The 20,931-nt window shown below is 38.2% G+C and carries 18 protein-coding genes; 14 read left to right on the top strand and 4 right to left on the bottom strand.

Going from position 1 to position 20,931, the window contains the following annotated elements:
- Window positions 1-28: 28 nt before the first annotated feature.
- The gene (locus AAC073_RS15610; protein WP_339924718.1) at window positions 29-451 is read left to right on the top strand and encodes a lasso peptide biosynthesis B2 protein; all 423 of its coding nucleotides are present in this window, start codon (window positions 29-31) and stop codon (window positions 449-451) included.
- 39 nt (window positions 452-490) lie between these two features.
- Here the strand turns inward: AAC073_RS15610 and AAC073_RS15605 are convergent, their stop codons facing one another.
- From AAC073_RS15605 to AAC073_RS15595, 3 genes are read right to left on the bottom strand one after another with little or no spacing between them, the layout of a single operon-like run.
- Complete coding sequence (locus tag AAC073_RS15605; protein WP_339924717.1) at window positions 491-2,290, bottom strand: ABC transporter ATP-binding protein; 1,800 nt, start codon at window positions 2,288-2,290, stop codon at window positions 491-493.
- A 52-nt stretch (window positions 2,291-2,342) separates the two neighbouring features.
- The gene (locus tag AAC073_RS15600) at window positions 2,343-3,185 is read right to left on the bottom strand and encodes a sulfotransferase domain-containing protein (protein ID WP_339924716.1); all 843 of its coding nucleotides are present in this window, start codon (window positions 3,183-3,185) and stop codon (window positions 2,343-2,345) included.
- Window positions 3,178-4,095, bottom strand: a complete 918-nt coding sequence (locus AAC073_RS15595; protein WP_339924715.1) for a hypothetical protein — start codon at window positions 4,093-4,095, stop codon at window positions 3,178-3,180. Before AAC073_RS15595 ends, AAC073_RS15600 begins: the two co-directional genes overlap by 8 nt.
- A 314-nt stretch (window positions 4,096-4,409) precedes the next feature.
- Between AAC073_RS15595 and AAC073_RS15590 the strand changes: the two genes are divergently transcribed.
- The 12 genes from AAC073_RS15590 to AAC073_RS15535 all read left to right on the top strand — a co-directional run bounded on the left by AAC073_RS15590 (window position 4,410) and on the right by AAC073_RS15535 (window position 17,924).
- Complete coding sequence (locus tag AAC073_RS15590) at window positions 4,410-5,840, top strand: lipopolysaccharide biosynthesis protein (protein WP_339924714.1); 1,431 nt, start codon at window positions 4,410-4,412, stop codon at window positions 5,838-5,840.
- Window positions 5,837-6,838 (top strand): STELLO glycosyltransferase family protein, encoded by a 1,002-nt coding sequence (locus AAC073_RS15585; RefSeq protein WP_339924713.1) that lies wholly within the window; start codon window positions 5,837-5,839, stop codon window positions 6,836-6,838. The genes AAC073_RS15590 and AAC073_RS15585 overlap by 4 nt, the downstream gene beginning before the upstream one ends.
- The gene (locus AAC073_RS15580) at window positions 6,835-7,791 is read left to right on the top strand and encodes a GDP-mannose 4,6-dehydratase (protein ID WP_339924712.1); all 957 of its coding nucleotides are present in this window, start codon (window positions 6,835-6,837) and stop codon (window positions 7,789-7,791) included. Before AAC073_RS15585 ends, AAC073_RS15580 begins: the two co-directional genes overlap by 4 nt.
- A gap of 3 nt (window positions 7,792-7,794) precedes the next feature.
- Window positions 7,795-8,751, top strand: coding sequence for a glycosyltransferase (locus tag AAC073_RS15575; RefSeq protein WP_339924711.1), 957 nt, complete (start codon window positions 7,795-7,797; stop codon window positions 8,749-8,751).
- A 20-nt stretch (window positions 8,752-8,771) separates the two neighbouring features.
- Window positions 8,772-9,776: a glycosyltransferase family 2 protein gene (locus tag AAC073_RS15570; RefSeq protein WP_339924771.1), complete on the top strand. Its 1,005-nt coding sequence runs from the start codon at window positions 8,772-8,774 to the stop codon at window positions 9,774-9,776.
- Window positions 9,773-11,053 carry a hypothetical protein gene (locus AAC073_RS15565; RefSeq protein ID WP_339924710.1) on the top strand — a complete coding sequence of 427 codons (1,281 nt, stop codon included), beginning with the start codon at window positions 9,773-9,775 and terminating at the stop codon, window positions 11,051-11,053. Before AAC073_RS15570 ends, AAC073_RS15565 begins: the two co-directional genes overlap by 4 nt.
- Entirely contained in the window at window positions 10,986-12,161 is a 1,176-nt protein-coding gene (locus AAC073_RS15560; RefSeq protein WP_339924709.1) for a glycosyltransferase, read from the top strand. Before AAC073_RS15565 ends, AAC073_RS15560 begins: the two co-directional genes overlap by 68 nt.
- The gene (locus AAC073_RS15555) at window positions 12,151-13,485 is read left to right on the top strand and encodes a hypothetical protein (protein WP_339924708.1); all 1,335 of its coding nucleotides are present in this window, start codon (window positions 12,151-12,153) and stop codon (window positions 13,483-13,485) included. The genes AAC073_RS15560 and AAC073_RS15555 overlap by 11 nt, the downstream gene beginning before the upstream one ends.
- A gap of 2 nt (window positions 13,486-13,487) precedes the next feature.
- Window positions 13,488-14,699 (top strand): hypothetical protein, encoded by a 1,212-nt coding sequence (locus AAC073_RS15550; protein WP_339924707.1) that lies wholly within the window; start codon window positions 13,488-13,490, stop codon window positions 14,697-14,699.
- 45 nt (window positions 14,700-14,744) lie between these two features.
- Window positions 14,745-15,890 (top strand): glycosyltransferase family 4 protein, encoded by a 1,146-nt coding sequence (locus AAC073_RS15545; RefSeq protein WP_339924706.1) that lies wholly within the window; start codon window positions 14,745-14,747, stop codon window positions 15,888-15,890.
- Between the two features lie 233 nt (window positions 15,891-16,123).
- Window positions 16,124-16,915: a WecB/TagA/CpsF family glycosyltransferase gene (locus AAC073_RS15540; protein WP_339924705.1), complete on the top strand. Its 792-nt coding sequence runs from the start codon at window positions 16,124-16,126 to the stop codon at window positions 16,913-16,915.
- Window positions 16,908-17,924, top strand: coding sequence for an N-acetylmuramoyl-L-alanine amidase (locus tag AAC073_RS15535; RefSeq protein WP_339924704.1), 1,017 nt, complete (start codon window positions 16,908-16,910; stop codon window positions 17,922-17,924). The genes AAC073_RS15540 and AAC073_RS15535 overlap by 8 nt, the downstream gene beginning before the upstream one ends.
- 202 nt (window positions 17,925-18,126) lie before the next feature.
- Here AAC073_RS15535 and AAC073_RS15530 read toward each other — a convergent pair whose 3' ends face one another.
- Window positions 18,127-18,489, bottom strand: a complete 363-nt coding sequence (locus AAC073_RS15530) for an Hpt domain-containing protein (RefSeq protein WP_339924703.1) — start codon at window positions 18,487-18,489, stop codon at window positions 18,127-18,129.
- Window positions 18,490-18,638: 149 nt separating this feature from the next.
- On the opposite strand from AAC073_RS15530, the gene AAC073_RS15525 reads away from it, so the two are divergent.
- Window positions 18,639-20,900, top strand: coding sequence for a Tex family protein (locus tag AAC073_RS15525; protein WP_339924702.1), 2,262 nt, complete (start codon window positions 18,639-18,641; stop codon window positions 20,898-20,900).
- The last annotated feature ends 31 nt before the right edge of the window (window positions 20,901-20,931 follow it).

Here is a 20,931-nt window from a genome sequence, read left to right as displayed (position 1 = left end):
CAAGAAACTAAATTATAAATTATTTACTGTGAAATTATACGATTTCAAATTAATATTTTTAGCCTTTACTTACAGTGCTTTTATTAGGTTTCTGATGTGTTTTGTCAAATTTAACCGGTATGAAAAGCTGTTAGGTACAAGAAATCATAAATCACCAATAGTCCAACCTAGGCCGGATGAGTTAGTGCATATTGATCGAATTCAAAAGATTATTTACAGCGTCAATAAATACACTCCCTGGGAAGGTAAATGCATGGTCAAGGCCCTTTCTGCAAAGTGGCTGTTGGCAAGTAAGGGAATAAAAAGTACGTTGTATTTTGGTATATCGCCCGATAGAAATCCAAACAAGCCACCCAAACTCTTTGCCCATGCCTGGTTAAAAGTAGGAGATGAATTTGTCTCAGGGAGAAAAGGGCACCGCAGGTATAAAGTGGTTAATTTTTATAGTTGAACCCATTGTGATAATTACCTAAATGATTTTTCGAAACAGTTAAAACCTTTGTTGTTGATAGAGGTTTTGAAAAATACCTTGCTCACTGGCCAATTGGCTGAATTTACCCTCTTGAGCTATTTTTCCTTCATCTACAACATATATGTGATCGCATTCTTTTAAATTATACAAACGATGGGTGATCAATAAAATAACCTTATCGGCCGCAACCCGTCTAAGTTGTTCGAAGATGTGGTTTTCTGAAAGGGCATCTAAAGCGCTGGTAGGTTCATCTAAAACCACAATGGATGCATCCCGGTAAAAGGCCCTTGCAATGGCTAGTTTTTGCCATTGACCCCCACTCAGTTCCTGCCCTTCAAAGAAAACCCTCCCCATTTTTGTTTCAACTCCATTTTTCAGTTGGTCTATAAAGGTATCCGCATTGGCATCAAAGATGGATGTATCCAACCGATCTGTATTGATCGTGGTCTCATCATCTCCTATGGAAATAATTTCTTTTATGGATAGAAAGTATTTTTGAAAGTCCTGGAAAAGAAAAACTGTTTTCTTTCTAAAATCAGTAGGATTTATTTCCTGGAGTTTATGGTTGCCTATAATAATATCGCCCTCCTGAGCATTGTATAAACCAGCAATTAGTTTCACCAACGTTGATTTACCTGAACCATTGGCTCCCACCAAACCTATCATTTTACCCATAGGTAGCGTCATATTTATGTTATTGAGTACCTCTGGAAAATTTTTTCCATAAGAAAAACTCAGGTTTTTGATCTTAATACTGAAATCTTTGTCTGGAAAAGGGGTACTAGAAGGTTTTTCTACTGTTTCAGCAAGCTCAAAAAATTTAAAAAGGTCTCTGAGAAAAATTCTTTGGTGAAATAAATTGACCAGGGCGAGAAGAAACCCCTTTAGGTTGGATTGAATTCTTTGAAGTCCCTGTATATAGACTACCAATAAACTAATGACAATGGTTTCCAAAAATGCTTGTTGGACCACTCCATATAAAACTATAAAAAGAGCAATAACCTCAAGACTTTCAGCAAGCAGGCTGTAGCGAAGCAATTTTTGCTGAAGTGCTTCTTTTTTGGTGAATATATGCTTTCTTATTTTGCTAAATCGTTTGATAAAGGACTGCCCAAAGTTTAAGGTTCTTAATTCCTTGGCATGTGATGAAGAAGTTAGAATCTGATGGTAATAGGCTGCCTGACGTTCCATCGGAACCAATTTCTTCTCCAAACGATGCAAGACATAGCCATTGTACCATTTCACAATGGCTAAAGGTAAAACCACCAATAAAATAATCCATGCGTAAGTGGTGATAAGTGTAAAAAAATAAGCCATTAAGAACAGCAGGCTAAGAACATTGGTGAACAAGACTTGAAAATGTTGTAAGATTAAGGGCAATTTATACAAAGCTTGCTTCTGGGCAAGGTGAACATTGTCATGGTACTTGTCATCCTCAAAATAAGAAAAGGGTATGCCAATCGATTTTTCCAGCATCAAGCCTATGGTGTGGTCGGTAATTTTCTGCTGTTGAATTTGTCCGAGATAGGTAAGCAATTGTTGAATAAGGTTAACCAGTAGTTGCCCCAGTCCTAAAGCAATCAACCAGAACATTACCTGCTCAAAATCCCTGTCCAACGACATGATTTCATCAAAAAGGGATTTAGTGGCATATAAGATCCCCACAGGTAAAATGGCTACCAATATTTGAAAGAAAAATTGTAAAAGTGTATTATTAGGGCTTACCCTATAAGTAAGTTGTAAGGCCCTGTAAAAATCCTTGCCAAACGATAAAAACCATGCTTTACCTGAAGACCATTTGTTTTTAAATTTTGCCAAGGCGATTAAATTTTATAATAAGGTATATACTAAACGACACATTCATTGTAAATCACAGATAGCCCAAGCTAGCCATCATTTTTTTGTTTTTTTTAATAATCTCATTCACTAAATGGGGAGGTATCTCCTTTAGTCCTCGTCCGGTTTCTCCCTTATTGAAAAAAACTTTATTACTTGAAGGCTTCTCGATAAAGCCAAACTTTTCTTCTTGTTGTTTTAAATTTTCAAAAGAGCAAGCAGTAATGGCTTTCTCTATTTTTGCTGTATTATATGGGATACTCAAAGCTTTCAATGCAAAAGAAAAAGTTTCGTAAGGTTTATTTTTCATGTCTTCATATTTCACCAGATGGACAGGAATTTTCTTTTGATTAAGCCATCCTTCTACATGTTGGGTCCAGGAGCCCATAAACTGGTAAATTTCATGAGAGGAGTTGTTTATTTTGGATAAATATCCTTTTTCATTGTTTATAAACTGCCTTGCGATCTTTTCATAGGATACAGCTTTATGGTTGGCAAAAGAAAGTGCCACATCAAGTGGATTTCTTACAATATAAATGATATGTCGGCTAGAAACTTCAGGAATGATAGGGTTTTGACTTTCAAAGGAAGAGTTGAAGGCATCGTGAATTTTAACAAATAGGGGTTCTTTCAGAGATTTATTCAATTCAATATACGCGAGCTTACGTAAAGGCTGTATTTCATCTATGTAAAGATCATCCAAGCAGGAGTCTAAATATAGTTCGGGCAATCGTTTATTCGAATACCAAAGTTTCCCATGGTTCAAATTGCAGAGGTTCACTTGTCCATCATTGAAAAAAGCACTTAAAAATGCCCTAAACCATGTATTTCCGGATTTCGGGTAGGAGGCTAACCATATGATATTTGGATCAGCCATTTTTTGAAATGATTTGCTTATCGATAGCCTCGGCAAAATCTTTAAAGCTTGTCATTTCTCTAGGTCTTGAAGCCAGCCAGAAAGAGGTGTTTTTTGCTAAATATGTAAGGTCCTTGAATTTTAAATTATTCTTTCCCATTCCGCTAAGCCATTGCTTTCGGTAAAAGTTATCATTTAAATACCCAAAACCTACCTTACCCTTAAGACCGGTAATTTCAATTTTTTCCTCTCCAATTTTTAAGAAAACAAGGCCTGCAATTTCCCTGGGGCTAGGATCAAATGTGTCATGAAACAAAACACCGTATTTTTCTACGGCAGGGCGTATCTGGTAAATACTTTCTTGGTCAAAAACAGTTTGCGCTTCAAGGGTGTTTTGCCATATACGGATCATGGGGTAGGAGGGAGTGACCATGTTTTTATTGGCCGTATTATGAAACATTACTATGTCATCAGAAAAGAGGGGGTAGCCAAGCTGATGCAGCATTAAGGCAGTAGTGGATTTTCCCACTCTGGAAGGGGCCACAAAAAGCCAAACTTTACCGTTTTTATCGATTATACCGGAGGCATGGATGAGTAGTTTGTTTCTTTGAAAAAGAGCTGCTGCCAGTGCATTGGAATAGAAAAAAACCAAGACGGAATCCATGTTATCAGTCAGTGGCTGAATAATTATTTCATTGCCGTTTTTAACAAAATATTTCCCAACTTTTGGCATCTCATATAAAAATTCATCGGCATTGAATTTACACATTGCCCGGGTAGTGGTTATTGACTGGGAGAATAAACCATCCGTTTTACCAATCTTTACAACAATAGGGTCGTTTTCAGTTTCATCATCCACTATAGGTTGGAAGGCGGGTAGCTCAATCTCCGACCTTATGGAGATACCAAAAACGGTGTACAAATAACTCATAGGGTAAATATTGAGCAATTTTTTGTCAAAGCAAAACCTATTTTTCTCTCCATTTGACATCAAATATTTTTCAATACGGTATGTATAACAAAAAATGCAATTCAAAATAATTAAAACGCTTTTTAAATTATAAACAAATTTTGTTTTTATTTTTAGTAAAAATGAAGTTAATATTGGGGTCGAAAGTCTTCATTTATATTTAAATTGATGTGTTTTTGAATGGTTTGAAATAAAACAGAAAACGGAATGAATTGGAATGAAGTGATGGGACTGATGTGGCGAAGCTATGTTTCTGATAATCTACGCTTTAAAAGTTGAGCCAAAAAATTAAAAGTGCAGTTATTTGGAATAGCCTAGAAGTTTTTGGAAACCAAATTCTAGGAATAACCTTAACTGTGGTATTGGCCCGATTACTTTCTCCTGAAGATTTTGGTTTAATTGGAATGGTTTCGGTGATTACAATGGTTTCTTCGGTTATAATAGATGGGGGAATCGCTGCCACCGTCATTCAAAAACCAGATTTGACCAAACGAGGATTGTCTACCTTATTTTTTCTGAATATTGCCTTAGGCACTCTTGTGATTTTTGTTGTTTATATTATTGCTGGGCCAGTTGCCTTGTTTTTTGATGAACCACGCCTTGTATTATTGTTGCAGGTGCTGTCTTTAGGCTATTTCCTGGGGAGTTTGCAAGTGGTACAGTATGGTTTGCTTGCAAGGAAAATGGCATTTAAAACCATAGGGAAAATTAGAATCACCTCCCAAGCCCTTGCCGGAGTTGTTGCTGTTATCATGGCATTTTCTGGCTTCGGGGTGTGGGCCCTGGTGTCCCAAAGCCTTATTTCTGTGACTTTGGGATCCATTTTGTTCTGGAGATTTGGAAAATGGAAGCCTGTTTTATCATTTGAATGGTTAGTCGTTAAGGAAGCCTTTAGTTTCAGTGGATTTTTAATGCTTTCATCCCTAATCAACCAAATGGCGGATAATTTTTATTTTGTTTTGATAGGCAGGTATTTTCCAACACAGCAGTTGGGGTACTATTTTCAAGCGAATAGGATACAGCGGATTCCAGCACTTAAAATAAATCAAGTGGTTCAACAATCCACCTTTCCTGAATTCGCTAGGCTTGCCTCAGACAAGACAGGGTACATCGATTTTTTTTATAAAAGCCTTCAAAATGCTTTGTTTTTCAATATGCTTGTGATGGGCTTGTTACTGGTTAATGCAGAACACCTTGTACTTTGGTTACTGACAGATAAATGGGCAGCAGCAGTTCCCTTTATCCAATGGCTCAGTCTGGCATCCTTTTTTTTACCTGTGATGGCTTTGTGTAAGAATTACCTTCTTGGTGTCGGAAATGCTAAAATGCAGTTTAAAATAGTTTTAGCCAATGTTTTTCTTTTGATTATAGTAGCATTTATCACCATTCCTTACGGTTTGATGCCTTTGATTTATGGGCAAATTATTGTTGCCATTGTGACTGCCGGTATTTATTTGCTCACCATTCAGTTTAATTATAAGGAAAGCATGGGGGAGGTATGGCAATTGATAGCAAAATATACATTGGCCACCATAGTAAGTGCAATGCTGGTGTTTTACCTTCCAGTTCAATGGGACCTTCACCATAGCATTTCTATAATCCTTTCTACTTCTATTTTCACCACTGTCTATATTGTTTTATTAATACTATTAAAAATCAATAATGAATACTTACAAAAAATTAAAAATCTTTTTAAAATAGCATGATAGTAGTAGTGACCACCATTGCATCACCAACAAAATCGATGATAGGTCTTTCCGATTCCTTACAGAACGGGAACAGAATAATTGTCATTGGAGATAAAAAAGGTCCAGATGCATTTGATTTAAAAAATGCGGATTTTTATTCTTTGAATAAACAGCAAACCCTAAATTATTCCTTGGCAAAAATACTGCCTGTTGGCCATTATTCAAGAAAAAACCTGGGCTATCTTTTGGCCATGAGTCAGGGTGAAAAATGCATTTATGAAACGGATGATGACAACCAGCCAAACCATCTGTGGAAAAAAAGATCTCTGGAAGTTAAGGCTTTGCAAGCCAGGAATGATTCTTGGGTAAATGTATATGCTCATTTTTCAGATGAAAAAATTTGGCCTCGGGGATTTTTACTGGACAGGATCAATTGCGAAAAATCACTGCCCTTAGTAGGAGCGCAATTGATTGATTTACAGGCTCCCATTCAACAAGGATTGGCAGATAATTCACCTGATGTAGATGCCATTTGGAGGTTGGTAGCAGATAGACCTTTTTATTTTCAAAATAAACCAAGTATAGCATTGGCTAAAGGGGCATGGTGTCCCTTCAATACGCAATCTACTTGGTGGTGGGAAGATGCTTTCCCTTTACTTTATTTACCCAGTTTCTGTTCTTTTAGAATGACTGATATCTGGAAAAGTTTTATAGCTCAGCGCTGTTTATGGGAAATGGGACATTCTTTGGTTTTTCATGCTCCTGAAGTTGTACAGGACAGAAACGAACATGATTTAATGCGAGATTTTGAAGCCGAAATTTCAGGGTACCTGCAAAACAAGAAGTTGACTGAAATCTTGGAAGAGCTGCCTTTATTATCTGGAACCGATAATGTCCTCGATAATATGATCACCTGCTATGAGGCATTGGTAAAAGCAGAAATATTTCCTGCAGATGAACTGGATTTAGTGTATGCCTGGGCAAACGATTTAAAAGAAATACAAAAAACCAAATGAAGAAAGTCTTAATTACAGGTATCACTGGAATGATTGGCAAGCATCTGTCCAAGTTACTGCAAGCGGAAGGCTATGCCGTAGCGGGATTATCCAGGGCCACTTCCGCTTCGCGTTATGAAGCAACACCCAATGGATTTAAATTTTATCAGGGTGATATTTTGGACAATAAATTTCTTAAAACAGTGTGGACGGATTGGAAACCCGATATCGTTTATCACCTTGCTGCGCAATCTTACAATGGGGAGAGCTGGAAAGCAGAGGACACCACCTATTTTTTTAATATCCAAGGTACAAGAAACGTTTTAGAAGCTTGTTTGGCATACAGCCCGAAAGCACGCGTCCTGCCTGCCTGTTCAAGCGCTTCTTATGGATTTGTTCCAGAAAATCAGCAGCCTATTCAGGAAGATAGCACTCCCCTTAGGCCCATCAGTCCCTACGGAGTTACCAAAGCCAGTATGGAAATGATGGCCAGGCAATTTTATTTCAACTATGGACTGGATGTCATTCTGCCACGCCTTTTTATACATGTTGGCCCTGATCATCCACCAGTCACAGCCCTTCAAAATTTTGCCAGGCAATTGGCAGGTATTAAATTAGAGATCCAGGACCCGCTACTAAAAGTAGGTAACCTGAGTTCTTCCAGAGATTTTGTAGATGTACGGGACGGCGCAAGAGCATTGGTAACATTGGCCCAAATTGGCAAAAGTGGTGAAACTTATAATATCTGTACAGGCAAAGCCTGGACCATGCAGGCGTCCTTAGACAAGCTCATCAAGATTAGTAGTTTAAAGGTCAATGTGGAGACCGATCCTAATTTATTTCGACCTTCAGACGAAAAAGTGCTTTTGGGTGACCCCACAAAAATAATGGGATTGGGTTGGAAACCTGAAATTACTTTTGAAGAAACCTTGCTTGATATTTACACCAATTGGTTAAAAAGGTTAGAAAAATAGATTATGAACAAATTACCTTTTTCATTGGTCACCACTTGTAGAAATGAAAAAAAGTCACTTCCCAGGTGGAAGGAAAATATTTTGTCTCAGAATAGATTTCCTGATGAAATTGTAATTGTGGATGCTTTTTCCAATGATGGTACCTACGAATTCCTTTTGGAATGGCAAAAGGTAGAGTCCAGAATAAAACTTATTCAAGCAAAAGGAAATGCAGCAAAAGGCAGAAACCTGGCCATTAGAAAAGCATCCTATAATATAGTGTTGTCTACAGATATGGGGGTGCGGTTATCTGACAATTGGTGCAGTTCCCTTATTACTCCATTCGAAGAAAATGCGGCCATTGAAGTAGTGGCTGGTAGTACCTGTATTGACATAGAAACGTTAAAGGGGCCAGTTAGCAGGGCCGAATTTTACATAGAAAATGGAGGGATTGCCAAGCTTGAGGAAGGCTTTGTTGTAGGAAATAGGTCCGTAGCATACAGGAAGGATGTATGGGAAGAATTGAAAGGATTGCCCGAGGATTTGACCTTTTATGCCGACGATTCGGTATTTGGAAGACAGGTAGTAGAGGGTAAATTTAAAATGGCACTTGCTCCTGCTGCCATGACCTATTGGGCAAGGCCTGAAAAATTAACTGACTTTTGGAAAGAGCAATTTAATTATGGAAAAGGAGAGGGTGAGGCCAACATTAAAAAGCCTTATTTTTTCAGGTTGTATGAGAATGGAAAACTATTCTGGCCAGTGGCAGTTATAGGCAATGCACTTTGGAATACTTATAAGCAAGCCAACTTTAAAGCATTGGGTAGGGCCATAAGGGTATTCGACATTTCAGCCATGCTTGTCCTTCCTGTATTGGCATTTGGAAATGGTTATTATAGAATAAGAGGTTATAAGATAGGCCACGAACATGGACAGAAAAATTGCATTGCTAGCCGAAATCGATTGCAATTAGAATGGTAGTTTGCCAATAATCTTTACTCATAGTTATAATTTTTATTATTGAATTTAAGCTGAAAGTTTCCGTTATAATTCCCGTTTTCAATGGCGCCGTATTGATAGAAAGGTGCTTAGATGCTGTTTTTTCTCAAAATTTACCGAAAGACACAGAGTTGGAAGTTATTGTCATAGACGATGGTTCCACTGACGAGACGGTATCACTGCTCCATAATTATAGGCATCAAATAAAAGTCCTAGGGCAAAGGCGTAAAGGGCCAGCAGCTGCCAGGAATCAAGGAATTCTGGATGCTACAGGGGATTACCTTGCATTTTTGGATGCCGATGATTATTGGTATCCTGATTTTATTTTGGAGACTACTGGTTTTTTGATAAAATATCCTGCAGCTATGGCAGTATCAGTGGGGCAGTTACACAAGTTCGCCTCCAACGAGGGGACTATACTGCCAGCATTCCTTAGAGGTAAAGAGGCATCCAATATGGATGGTTTGATGTTGAACGATTTTTTTTCTTTTTGGGCCATTCACAATCATATATGCACGGGTTCTGCTCTTATCAGGATGGAAGTGATCCATCAGGCTGGTGGGCAATTAGAGGACATGCGGATCACCGAAGACCTGGAGTACTGGGCCTATTTGTCCACCTTTGGTACCTGGGGCTTTCTACCCAAGGTTTTATTTGTTAGTGATGGGGACAAGGTGACTAAAAAAATTGGCTGGTGGAAAAAAAAGCGGGAGCGTTGGCACAAAGCCCCTGATCTTGATACCTGGGAAAATCGCCTGTTAACAAGGTTAGAAAAACCCTTGTCTGAAAATTATCTTTTCTGCAGGGCCAGGGTGGGTAAAAGTTTGGGCTATGCAGCCTTACTATCGGGTAGATTAGAATCGGGTAGGTCTATTATTTTATCCTGTAAAAATCATCTCCCAAATGATAAGCTATCAATACTATTGAAATACGGTTCCAAAAATAAACTCCAGTGGTGGATTTTATCTAAGGTTTTAATATACAGAGAGAAAAACAGAAAAATTTGAATGCTGTTGCAGAAAATAGGGTAAGTACAAAGATTAGTCTATTGGATTTTTTCATCATTGGCGGGGTGCCAGGTGGAGTTTTTCTTTTTAGGAATTTATTGTATGTGTTGGTATTGCGCCAAAGGGAGGCTGGTGAAATGGCTACAGTGGATGCTTCTGCAGGTGTTCAGGCTGTGTTCTTAGTGGTCGTGTTGCTTGTAGGAACTTATTATTTTATTCATCATGAACTGATCAGGTATTTTATAGGAAACTCTGCTTTCAAATGGTTTTTTCTTTTTTATGGTTTGGGCTTAATAAGTGCCATTTGGAGTGTAGACCCCATACTTACGCTTTACCGTGCTACTGAGGCCATTGCCTATACCTTATTGATATTTGCTGCTGTTTATACCATTTATTGCAAAGTTGGTGCTGAAGGATTGCTACGATGGTTGTTGTGGTATTCTATATATGCAATAATTTTGGGAGCACTGGGGAGAATTAAATTGTTAGGTTTTGGGGCTTTTGGCTTAGGGACTTTTCTCGAACAGCAAATGACGTCAACCCCATTTTTCTTTTTGGCTTTACTTTTCCCTCTATCACTTTGGATAAGAGTACCGATATTAACCATATCCATCTTGAGCTTTTCTAATACAGCTTATTTAGGGATTGTAATGGGAACTTTTGCACTCAAAGAAGGTAGTAATTACCTTAAAGCTACTTTTTTCTTTGGAGGCATATCTTTATTGGTTATCCTGCTTTATTTTGGTGCAGGGGATGTGCTAAAAAATACTGTTTTTTATGGGAAAAAAGGGGTAGGAGTAGAATACACTTCAGGAAGGGATAAGATTGCAGCCCTTTCTTGGGACCAATCGATGAAGCAACCCCTTACTGGTTTTGGCTTTGTTGCTGGAGAGGTTTCTGTTATTTCAGAAAAGAGGGGCTCGGGTGTTATTGGGGCTCACAATGGTTTTCTATCGGCACTTCTGGGAATGGGATTTCCTGGAGCAATTCTATTGGCCGTTTTTTTAGTGAAAATGTGGTTCACTTCAAAATCTGATGTATTCCCACCACTTATACGTTCGGCTTTATATGGCTCTTTTTTGATGATCTTGGTGCATACCATGGGTAATCCTGGAATTGGTTCCCGTGTCTATGGTGCTTGGATCCCTTCTGTTTTGATTTTTGCTGTTATTTCGGTATTATACAACCACTTTAAACAACTCACATTTTATGCGAATTACCTGGATAACCCGGAGTTTTCTGGATTACAGGATACCACTGTACCAAGAGCTGGATAGCTTATCAGGAGGCCAGTTAACGGTTATTTACTTTAAAGACGTAGTTCCAGAACGCTGCAGGAAGAAGTTGGGTAATGTACTAGGTGAAAGAGCCATTGCTTTAAGTGGAGAGTGGAGGTTGACAGGTAAAAAAAAGCAACCCCTGTCTGATGTAAAAAAGCAAGCCATCAGGATACCATTCCAGCCAGGGCTTATGCAAGCGATTAAAGAGAGTAAACCGGATGTGATGATTAGTGATGGATTTTTTCAATGGACTTATGCTCCATTATGGCTTAGAATGGCCCATAAAATTCCACATATCATGTGTTATGAAGGAACTGTTCATACAGAAAAGAATGCTGGGAAAATAAAAACCATTTACAGGAAATTAGCAAAAAATGCCATAGATGAAATCGTCTGTAACGGCAGCTTGAGCAGAGCCTATTTGAACCAATTAGGCATTTCAAATGACCAAATTACAGATGGGAACATGATAGCCGATTTAAGGGCTAAAAGTTACGAAGAAGTTTCAGATTCGCCTTTGAATAAACCAACGAAAAAATCAAATTTGGGTCTGAACCAGTATGTATATGTATACCTGGGACGATTGGTACCAATTAAAGGCATTCAAGAAATGATCAATGCCTGGATTTCTACCATGGGATTGGTTAAAGAAGCAAGTTTGTTAATTCTTGGCGATGGGCCTGAACGACCAATAGTTGAGAAAATCATTGAGAAATCCACCTGTAAAAATATTGTATTTAGTGGAGAACTGGATTATTCAGATGTACCTGATTATCTATCGTTGGGAGATGTATTTTTAATGCCGACCCTTCAAGACAATTGGTCTCTTGTGATTCCAGAGGCCATGTCCTTAGGTTTGCCTATCCTATGTTCGAATTACAATGGTTGTTGGCCTGAATTGGTTAAAAAAGAAAATGGTTGGGTGTTTGACCCGCTTGACAGGGAGAGCTTTAGGCTGGGACTGCTGTCTTCGTGGGAAAAAAAGGACAGTTGGAATAAAATGGGCAAAGCATCTGAAGCCATAATTGCGGCCTATACACCCTCTTCTGTAGCCAATAATATTTTATCACTGAGCAAAAAACTTACCTCTAATCGTGCACAATAAATTTGGCTCAGGAATATACCTGAGGAAATATAATTTTTTTAAACCAGGGGCAAAGAAAGGCTTGGAAGAAGTGCTAGATTTTCAAGAATTATCGAAAGAAGAACAGGATTACCTTAGTTGGAAAAAGGTAGAAGCCTTACTTGAGCATGCTTATAAAAATGTGCCTTGGTACAGACGCAATTTTAAAAACATCGGTCTATTACCAAAGGACATAAGCCGACCTGAATACTTTAGCCAGGTGCCAGTGATAACCAGGGATGATCTAAAACTTAATTTTGATGAATTTATCTCTGACACCCATAGAGGAAGAGAAATTAAAAAAATTACCACTGGTGGAAGTACGGGTGTGCCACTAATGATTGGCGTAAATCCCAAAACCGTAAGAGAACTGCAAAAATGGCAAATGTTTTCCTGGTGGGGCCTAAGTCCTGAAGTAAATATGGCGTCGGTTTACAGAGAAATCCCCATAGGAACTTTGACAAAGTTGGTCCTTAAATTTATCAATTGGCCAAGAAAACTGATTACCTTAAATGCTACTAACTTATCTGATAATAGCATAGAGGTTTTTTTAGAGAAATTTAAAAAGAACAAACCCCAGGTTTTACACGGCTATCTTGGGGCATTAGATACTTTGGCTGATTATATTTTAGACCATGGAATTAGTTTGCCTTCCCCCAACGTCATCTGGTCTACGGCAGCTCCCCTTGCGAAGGTTCAGCAAAGAAAGATTCAAAAGGCTTTTGGAGCCCCTGTTTGTGATCAATATGGTTGTAGTGAAATGTATTTTATCGCTGCATCATGTCCGCAAAACAATGGTCTTCATCAATTTTCTGATGCGATTAAATTGGAGGTATTGAATGGTAAGGGTTCTCCTGTACCTATTGGTGAACATGGAAAAATCACCCTCACCAATCTCAATGAATTTGCTTTTCCACTGATCAGGTATGAGAACGGTGATCAGGGAAGATGGTTAAATAGCAAATGTAATTGTGGGATAAACCTACCACTAATGGGCCAGGTAAAGGGCAGAAAGAGTGACAATTTTAATCTTCCTGACGGTTCAATAATTTCTGGAGAATATTTGACCACCCTTTTTGATGATTATCCAGATGCTGTGAAGAGATTCCAAGTAGTTCAAAACAAAGACCTATCCATTGATTTAAAAATCTCTGCGAATGGAAAACAGGCCAAAGTGGACAAAATCTTGAAGCAGGTAAGACAAGACTTGGTAGAAAAGGTGAAGGGTCAGGTAACAGTAGCGGTAGTTATCACCGATGAGATTCAATCTCATGGTGGTAAGCTTAAATACGTCATTAAGAAGTAATTGTGAATAAAACACACAAAAAGGCAAGTGATCTTCTAAGAATACCATTTTTTAGCGCCAGAAAGGCATTGAACAGGTGGAGGTATATGGCCTTTAGAATGCCTTTTTTGGAACAGAAAATCGTCCAACTTAAGAAAAAAAAAGGAGAGTTTCTTGAAGTAGATAGACAACGTTCTTTGGAAACCGTGCCTCCTGTAAAACTTCAAAATCAACTACCTGAAGGTTTTAGCGTGGGATTGGTAAAAGATTTGGACAACTATAATGGAGAAATTCAAAAAGTTGCACATTGGTATAAATATGAAAGGTTTTTAATTCAAAACAATATTGATTACGATTTTTTCTCTGTCCATAGTAGCAACTGGGTCGATTGTGCACAAAACTTCAATCTAATAGTTTTTAGGCCGGATATTTCTCCTTGGGCTTTACACGAGGCGAGGTCAAAAATTTTTTTTATTGAAGAATATTTAAAAATACAGTGCTTTCCTTCTCACAAAGAAATTTGGTCTTACGAAGATAAAATCAACCTTAATTACCTTTATAAATTTCACAAAGTCCCCCATGTCCCTACTTTTATTTCACATAATAAAGTAGAAACACTTGAATTCCTGAATCAAACGGAGTACCCATTGGTTTCGAAAATAATAAATGGCTCAGCATCTAAAGGAGTGCATCTGATTAAGAATAAAAAGAAGGCTGAAAAATTTGTTAAAAAGGTATTTGCAGAAGGCATGTCTACTTATTGGCCAGGTTTTGGTCAAAAAAACTATGTCTATTTTCAACCGCTTATAAAGCATAAGGGGTATGATCTACGGATTATCATTGTTGGAGATAAGGCATTCGGTTACTACAAAATGGTGCCCAAAAATGATTTCAGGGCTTCGGGAAGCATGCTTATTCGAAAGACCAATTTACCCGTAGAAGCAGTGGAAATAGCCTTGAACATCAAAAATAAATTTAGCCATACCTTTTTGGCGGTAGATTTCCTTGAGGACAGCAAAAGCGGCAATTTTATGGTTTTAGAAACTTCTGTCTTCGTAGACATCTATACTTCCTCTCAGGCCATAGTAAATGGCCTTCCAGGTTACTATAAAATAGCTACGGCTCCTTTTAGAATGGAATTTTGCCAGGGAGAAGTATGGTTACAAGAACTTATTTTAGAAGAATTATTGAATGAAAAAATTACCAAAAATTTGAAATTTAATCTTCCTAAATAGTCAAAGTGCTCACTAGTTTTAATTCATCCACATTCCTTAAATAAATTGAAAATATTATTCATTCACAATGATTATTTTGAACCTTCTGGAGAAGAGCATGCTGTCGAAGGGCTTGCTGCTCTTCTGGAAGCAAATGGACATCAAGTTATTTGGTACAGGAGGGGATCCAGAGAAATGGACGAGATGAAATTCGGTAAATTGAGAGCCGCTTTTTCAAGTTTATACAACCCAAAGGCGGTTAAGGATATAGAATTAATTATCCGAAAGGAGTGTCCGGATGTCGTTCAGGTTCAAAGTGTTTATCCATTTATCTCTCCACGAATATTGAAGATGATAAAAAAGCACAGTCTACCTTTGGTAATGCGATGCCCAAATTACAGGCTGTGGTGTCCTACGGGATTGTTTTTAGATCGCTCTGGTGAGATTTGTGAAAAATGTACTGGTCCTGCAGGAGAATTGTCCTGTATAAAAAATAATTGCACTGGATCAGCTTTAAAGAGCACTGCCTATGCCCTCAGAAATTTTGTTGCCAGGAAATCAGGTGTCTTCGCTAAATATGTAGATACTTTTATTGTTCAATCTGAATTTCAGCGCGAAAAATTTGCCTCCTTAGGGATTCCAAAGGAGAAAACAGTTATTGTTCCAGGATTAACGCCTCCAATGTTACCGAGCACTACCAGGTTTGAAGCTAAATACTATACTTTTATTGGAAGGGTAAGTAAAGAAAAAGGAGTAGAAGATATATTCAGAGCGGCATCGGCTCTCCCAAATTTGACCTTTGCAATTGCGGGAAGGGTTGGCGATATGTTTGATATTTCAGGTGCACCAGCCAATGTGATTTTCAAAGGGTTTCTATCAGGTTTAGAATTAGATGACCTTTACCGAGAATCCAAAGCTATTCTAGTTCCAAGCCGTTGGTATGAGGGGTTTCCAAATGTAATTACAAAAGCAATGTACCATGGCAAGCCAGTTATTACCTCTAATATGGGTTGTTTTAATGATATAGTTTCCCATGGGAAAACAGGTTTGATGTTCGATATCAATAACAGTGGTGGATTAAAAGAAGCCATTCTACAGATAGAGAATGATCCTGTAAAAGCTAAACAAATGGGAGAAGAGGGTAAATTAGTATCCCAAAAAAAATATGGAGACGATCGCATATATAATAAGCTAATAGAGATCTATAATTAAAATAAAGAAGTAACTTTTGAAAAATTCATTCCTCAACCAATTTTATTTAAATGTCATCAAGTTCTGCAGTTAATTTGGTGATTAATGGAAAATCAATGGGTTTTGTAAGTTATGCCAAGATAGACAGAACTAACAAAAATTGTTTTGGAAATTTGATTTTTAGGGCAAATTGAACATGGAGTAAATCACCTACCGTCTATTTTGGGATTAATAACAGCTAAATCACAAATATTATGCTTTTAAAATTTTTAGACTACAAACTGACCACCCAACTCCCTAAAGAAATTGGGGGACGAAAAAAAATACTGGCGAACACATTGAATCCACACTCATATTGTATAGCCAGGGGAGACAAGGAATTTCAAAATGCCCTAAAAGCATCAGAAATTTTGCTCCCTGACGGCATTGGTATTGTTTATGCCACAAATTTGCTCTATGGAAAAAAAATCAAAAAGATTTCTGGTTATGATTTACACCTTCATTACTTAGGGCTTTTGAATAAACAAGCAGGGAAAGTTTTTTATTTGGGCTCTTCCGAATTTGTTTTAAACAAAATCAAGAAAAAAATCGAAGTGAATTTCCCTGAAGTTGAGTGCGCCTTTTACAGCCCTCCGTTTAGTAATAGTTTCACAAATGAAGAAAATGAGTTGATGGTAACTGCCATTAACGCGTTTAAGCCTGACTTATTATTTGTTGGAATGACCGCACCAAAGCAAGAAAAATGGGTTTTAAAAAATAAGGATCGTCTAGAGGTTCCCACCATAGCTGCCATTGGTGCAGTATTTGACTTTTATGCAGGTACTGTAATTAGACCGAATGCTTTCTGGATAAACTTTGGTTTTGAATGGTTAATTCGTTTGCTCAAGGAGCCCAAAAGACTCTGGAGACGAACGCTGATTTCAACGCCAAAATTTGTAATTTTAATTATGGGACACAAGATTAAGGCTATATTTGGGCTCCACTCGAAGAGGGAGAAAATGATTACTGAAACCGAGACAAAATCAAAGTTAAAGATCCATGGGTGATTTTAAAAAACGCACAACTGTAGCCTTAATACTTATTGCTATTCTAACACAATTTATTGCATTTTCCTCAGTAGCAATACCTCTAGGCAAAATAGAGCAGGTGCTTCAAGGCAAAGTCATATGCATAGATCCAGGCCATGGAGGGACAGCAGAGACTGATTCCTACCGAGTAGGCCCTAGCGGAGAAAGAGAGGAGTGGATCAATCTTAGGGTAGCTGTTCGACTCGGTGAAATGTTGCAGTTGGCTGGGGCTGAGGTTATTCTAACAAGAACTTCGGATACTTTTATTCCATTATCTGATCGGAGTAAAATCGCACTGGAAAATAAGGCGGATTTGTTCGTTTCCATCCATCACAATGCAACCGCTGACCCTAAAGTAAATTTCCCTATTGTCTATTTTCATGGCAGTGCTGAGGAAAATCGAGCAAGCGTTGATTTTGGAGAAATGGTGGCCCGAAAACTAGTAAAACATCTCTTTAAAGGAAAAGGGCCCTATAGCCTGGTTTCAGATTACACTATATTTTCTAACTCAGGAGCAAGTGTTCTAAGAGGTACTTATGGCATACCCGGTATCATAGGAGAGGCTACCTTTTTCACCTCCCCAAAAGAAGAGAAAAAGTTGAGAATACCTGATTATAATAATAAAGAGGCCAGTGCTTATTATGAGGCCATTGTCACGTTTTTTGAAGCTTCAGAAGCCATTAAGATATCTGATAAAGAAGATCCTTCTAAAGTGGATCCATTTGAAGTTTTTCAGGAAGCAGACAGGATGAGACCAGAGGCTAAAATGTGGAAAGCAAATTTTTTAGAGGGAAAAAAGCTTCTAAAAAAGGGTGGAGAAGCTCGAGAGGCAGAAGCGTTTGATTTATTGACACTTTCAGCCAGGTCCTTTCCTGATTCCTATGTAGCTAAGGAATGCCATGAATTAAGGGTAGAGATACTGAGGAGACAGGGGAAGGCTGATGCGGTTGAGATGGAAGAAAAGCGTATCCGATATTTTTACCCTTGATCCCAATAACTGGAATCGTAGAAATTATTTATGGCAATAAGAATTCTTGAGGGTTGTATTGTCAATGCCACAGTTTTGGCGATAGGGGCTAAATTTTGGGATTGAAAGTTCTTTCAATCCCTATTGTATATTTTAAGGGACTTGGCCTGGATTATCTCAACACCTTGCGTTTTAAACGTTCTGAAAGCGAAGTTGAAAGGCACTATTTTCTTTTGATCAGTTCAGCTTGCAACTGAAAAATTACAACTTTTAGTCCAGCATTTACTTCCATGATCTTTGAAGATAGTTCTCCCGTTTGATTTTCCATTTCTGCCAAATGCTCTACTTCTCTTATTATGGGCATAAGACTTGTAATTTTAATATTGTCAATACTTGGTTTTATCTGATGAGCCAGGTCACGGATTACTTTATAATTTTTATTTTCCATGGCTTGTTCAAATCCAGGAATTGTATTTTCAGACTGGCTGATAAAAAGCTTGATCATTTCAATTACAAATTCATTACTGCCACCACTTATTTCCTCTAAATTTTCTAAATTATATCGCTTTTCCTGACTGTCTTCCATTTTTCTCTGAGTATAAATTTGTTTGTAAATATACAATTTGCTGGGAAATAAACGAATAATCGAATTCTTAGTTTTTTTACTGTATCCCAAAAAAAATAGCCTTAAATTGCGCTGTATTAAACAAAATCAGGATTTAATTATTTTTATTCATGTCAGATTTGAATCATTATTCCAAGATTGCCACTGAGTTAGGCGTTCGTGAGAAGCAAGTAATCAGTACGGCCAATTTACTGGATGAGGGGGCAACAGTTCCTTTTATTTCCAGGTATAGAAAAGAAGTCACCGGAAGCTTGGATGAGGTAGAGGTAGCTGCTGTTAGAGACAGGTTGCAGCAATTAAGGGATTTGGACAAGCGCAAGGAGGCGATAATAAAATCCATTGATGAACAAGGGAAACTAACAGATGAGCTCGCTGCTAAGGTAAATGCTGCAGAGACCATGTCTGTTTTAGAAGATATTTACCTTCCATATAAACCAAAAAGAAGAACAAAAGGTACCATCGCAAAAGAAAAAGGACTGGAGCCTTTGGCTCAATTAATATTCGAACAAACCGCTATTGATTTAGATAAAACCGCAGAAGAATACCTAAATGAAGCGTTGGGAGTGGGGTCTAAGGAGGATGCTTTAAATGGTGCAAGAGATATTATCGCTGAATGGATCAATGAAGATGCGGAAATAAGAAAGAAGCTAAGAACACTGTTCATCGAAGAGGGTGAATTTGTATCGAAAGTCATCCCTGGTAAGGAAGCTGAGGCCATAAAGTACAAAGATTATTTTGATTGGAAAGAACCTGTTAAAACTGCTCCATCCCACCGTATTTTGGCCATGAGAAGAGGTGAAAAAGAACTTTTCTTGATGTTGGATACTGGTCCGGATGATCTTAGCGCCATAAAGATAATTGAGAAAGCCGTTGTAACTGAAGGCAATGCCTCTTCAGAACAGGTAAAATTAGCAGCTAAGGACGGCTACAAAAGGCTACTTAAGCCTTCCATGGAGACAGAGGTTAGGCTGTATGCAAAGAAAAAAGCGGATGAGGATGCTATTAAAGTATTTACGGAAAACCTTAGGCAATTACTATTGTCCTCTCCACTGGGTGAAAAATCCGTTTTGGCCATAGATCCTGGATTCAGGACTGGCTGTAAGGTGGTGTGCCTTGGTCCTCAAGGACAGCTACTTCAGAGTGAAACCATCTTCCCAAATGAGCCACAAAAGAAGGTCATGGAATCTACAGCTTTGGTGAAATACATGGTTGAGAAAAATGCCATTGAAGCCATTGCTATAGGCAATGGAACAGCGAGCAGGGAAACGGAAAACTTTGTTAAAAGCATAGGCTTACCCAAGGAAATTTTAGTGGTAATGGTCAACGAAAGTGGCGCCTCTATCTATTCTGCTTCGGATGTGGCAAGAGAGGAATTTCCTGATTATGATCTTACCGTTAGGGGAGCTGTTTCTATCGGAAGAAGATTGATGGATCCATTAGCGGAATTGGTTAAGATTGATGCTAAATCTATTGGAGTGGGACAATACCAACATGATGTGGATCAGTCTGCATTAAAAAACTCCCTTGATGATACTGTAATGAGTTGTGTAAATGGTGTTGGCGTTGAAGTGAATACTGCTTCTAAGCAGTTGCTGACCTATGTGTCAGGTCTTGGCCCCTCACTTGCACAAAACATAGTGAATTATAGAAATGAGAATGGGCCATTTAAAAGTAGGGAGGAGATAAAGAAAGTCCCTAGGCTTGGTGACAAAGCTTATGAACAGGCAGCAGGATTTTTAAGAATTCGAAATGGGGCCAATCCACTAGATAGCAGCGCTGTTCATCCAGAGCGATATGCACTGATCAATAAAATGGCCCAAGACATGGGCGTGTCAGTTGATGAGTTGGTGAAAACAGAAGAACTGGTACAGAAAATCCCGCTAAAGGATTATGTCAATGAACAAGTTGGACTACCTACACTTAAAGATATACTTGAGGAATTAGGTAAACCAGGCAGAGATCCAAGAGAAAAATTTGAGGTTTTTCAGTTTGAAGAAGGAGTCAACGAAATGAAAGACCTTAAAGTAGGAATGAAGTTGCCTGGTATAGTGACTAACATTACTCAGTTTGGCGCTTTTGTGGATATTGGGGTACATCAGGATGGCCTTGTTCACTTGAGTCAAATGGCCGACAGGTTTATCAAAGATCCCAAAGAAGTAGTGGCTGTAAGTCAAAAAGTGATGGCAACAGTTATGGAGGTGGACTTACCAAGAAAACGAATTGGTTTAAGCCTTAAGTCAGATCCATTTGCCGCCAATACTTCTTCTGCCCGAAAAGATAAACCTCGTCGCAAGCCGCATGAAAGTCAAAGGGAAGTAAAAGAAAGTATGGAAGATAAACTTGCCCAATTGAGAAAAAAATTCGGCAATTAATTCATTGCTCTTTTCGAATACTTGTAGTAAT

Origin of the sequence: uncultured Cyclobacterium sp. (assembly GCF_963977555.1) — a bacterium.
In the GTDB taxonomy this organism is placed as follows: domain Bacteria; phylum Bacteroidota; class Bacteroidia; order Cytophagales; family Cyclobacteriaceae; genus Cyclobacterium.
This window is presented reverse-complemented; position numbering and strand designations above follow the sequence as displayed.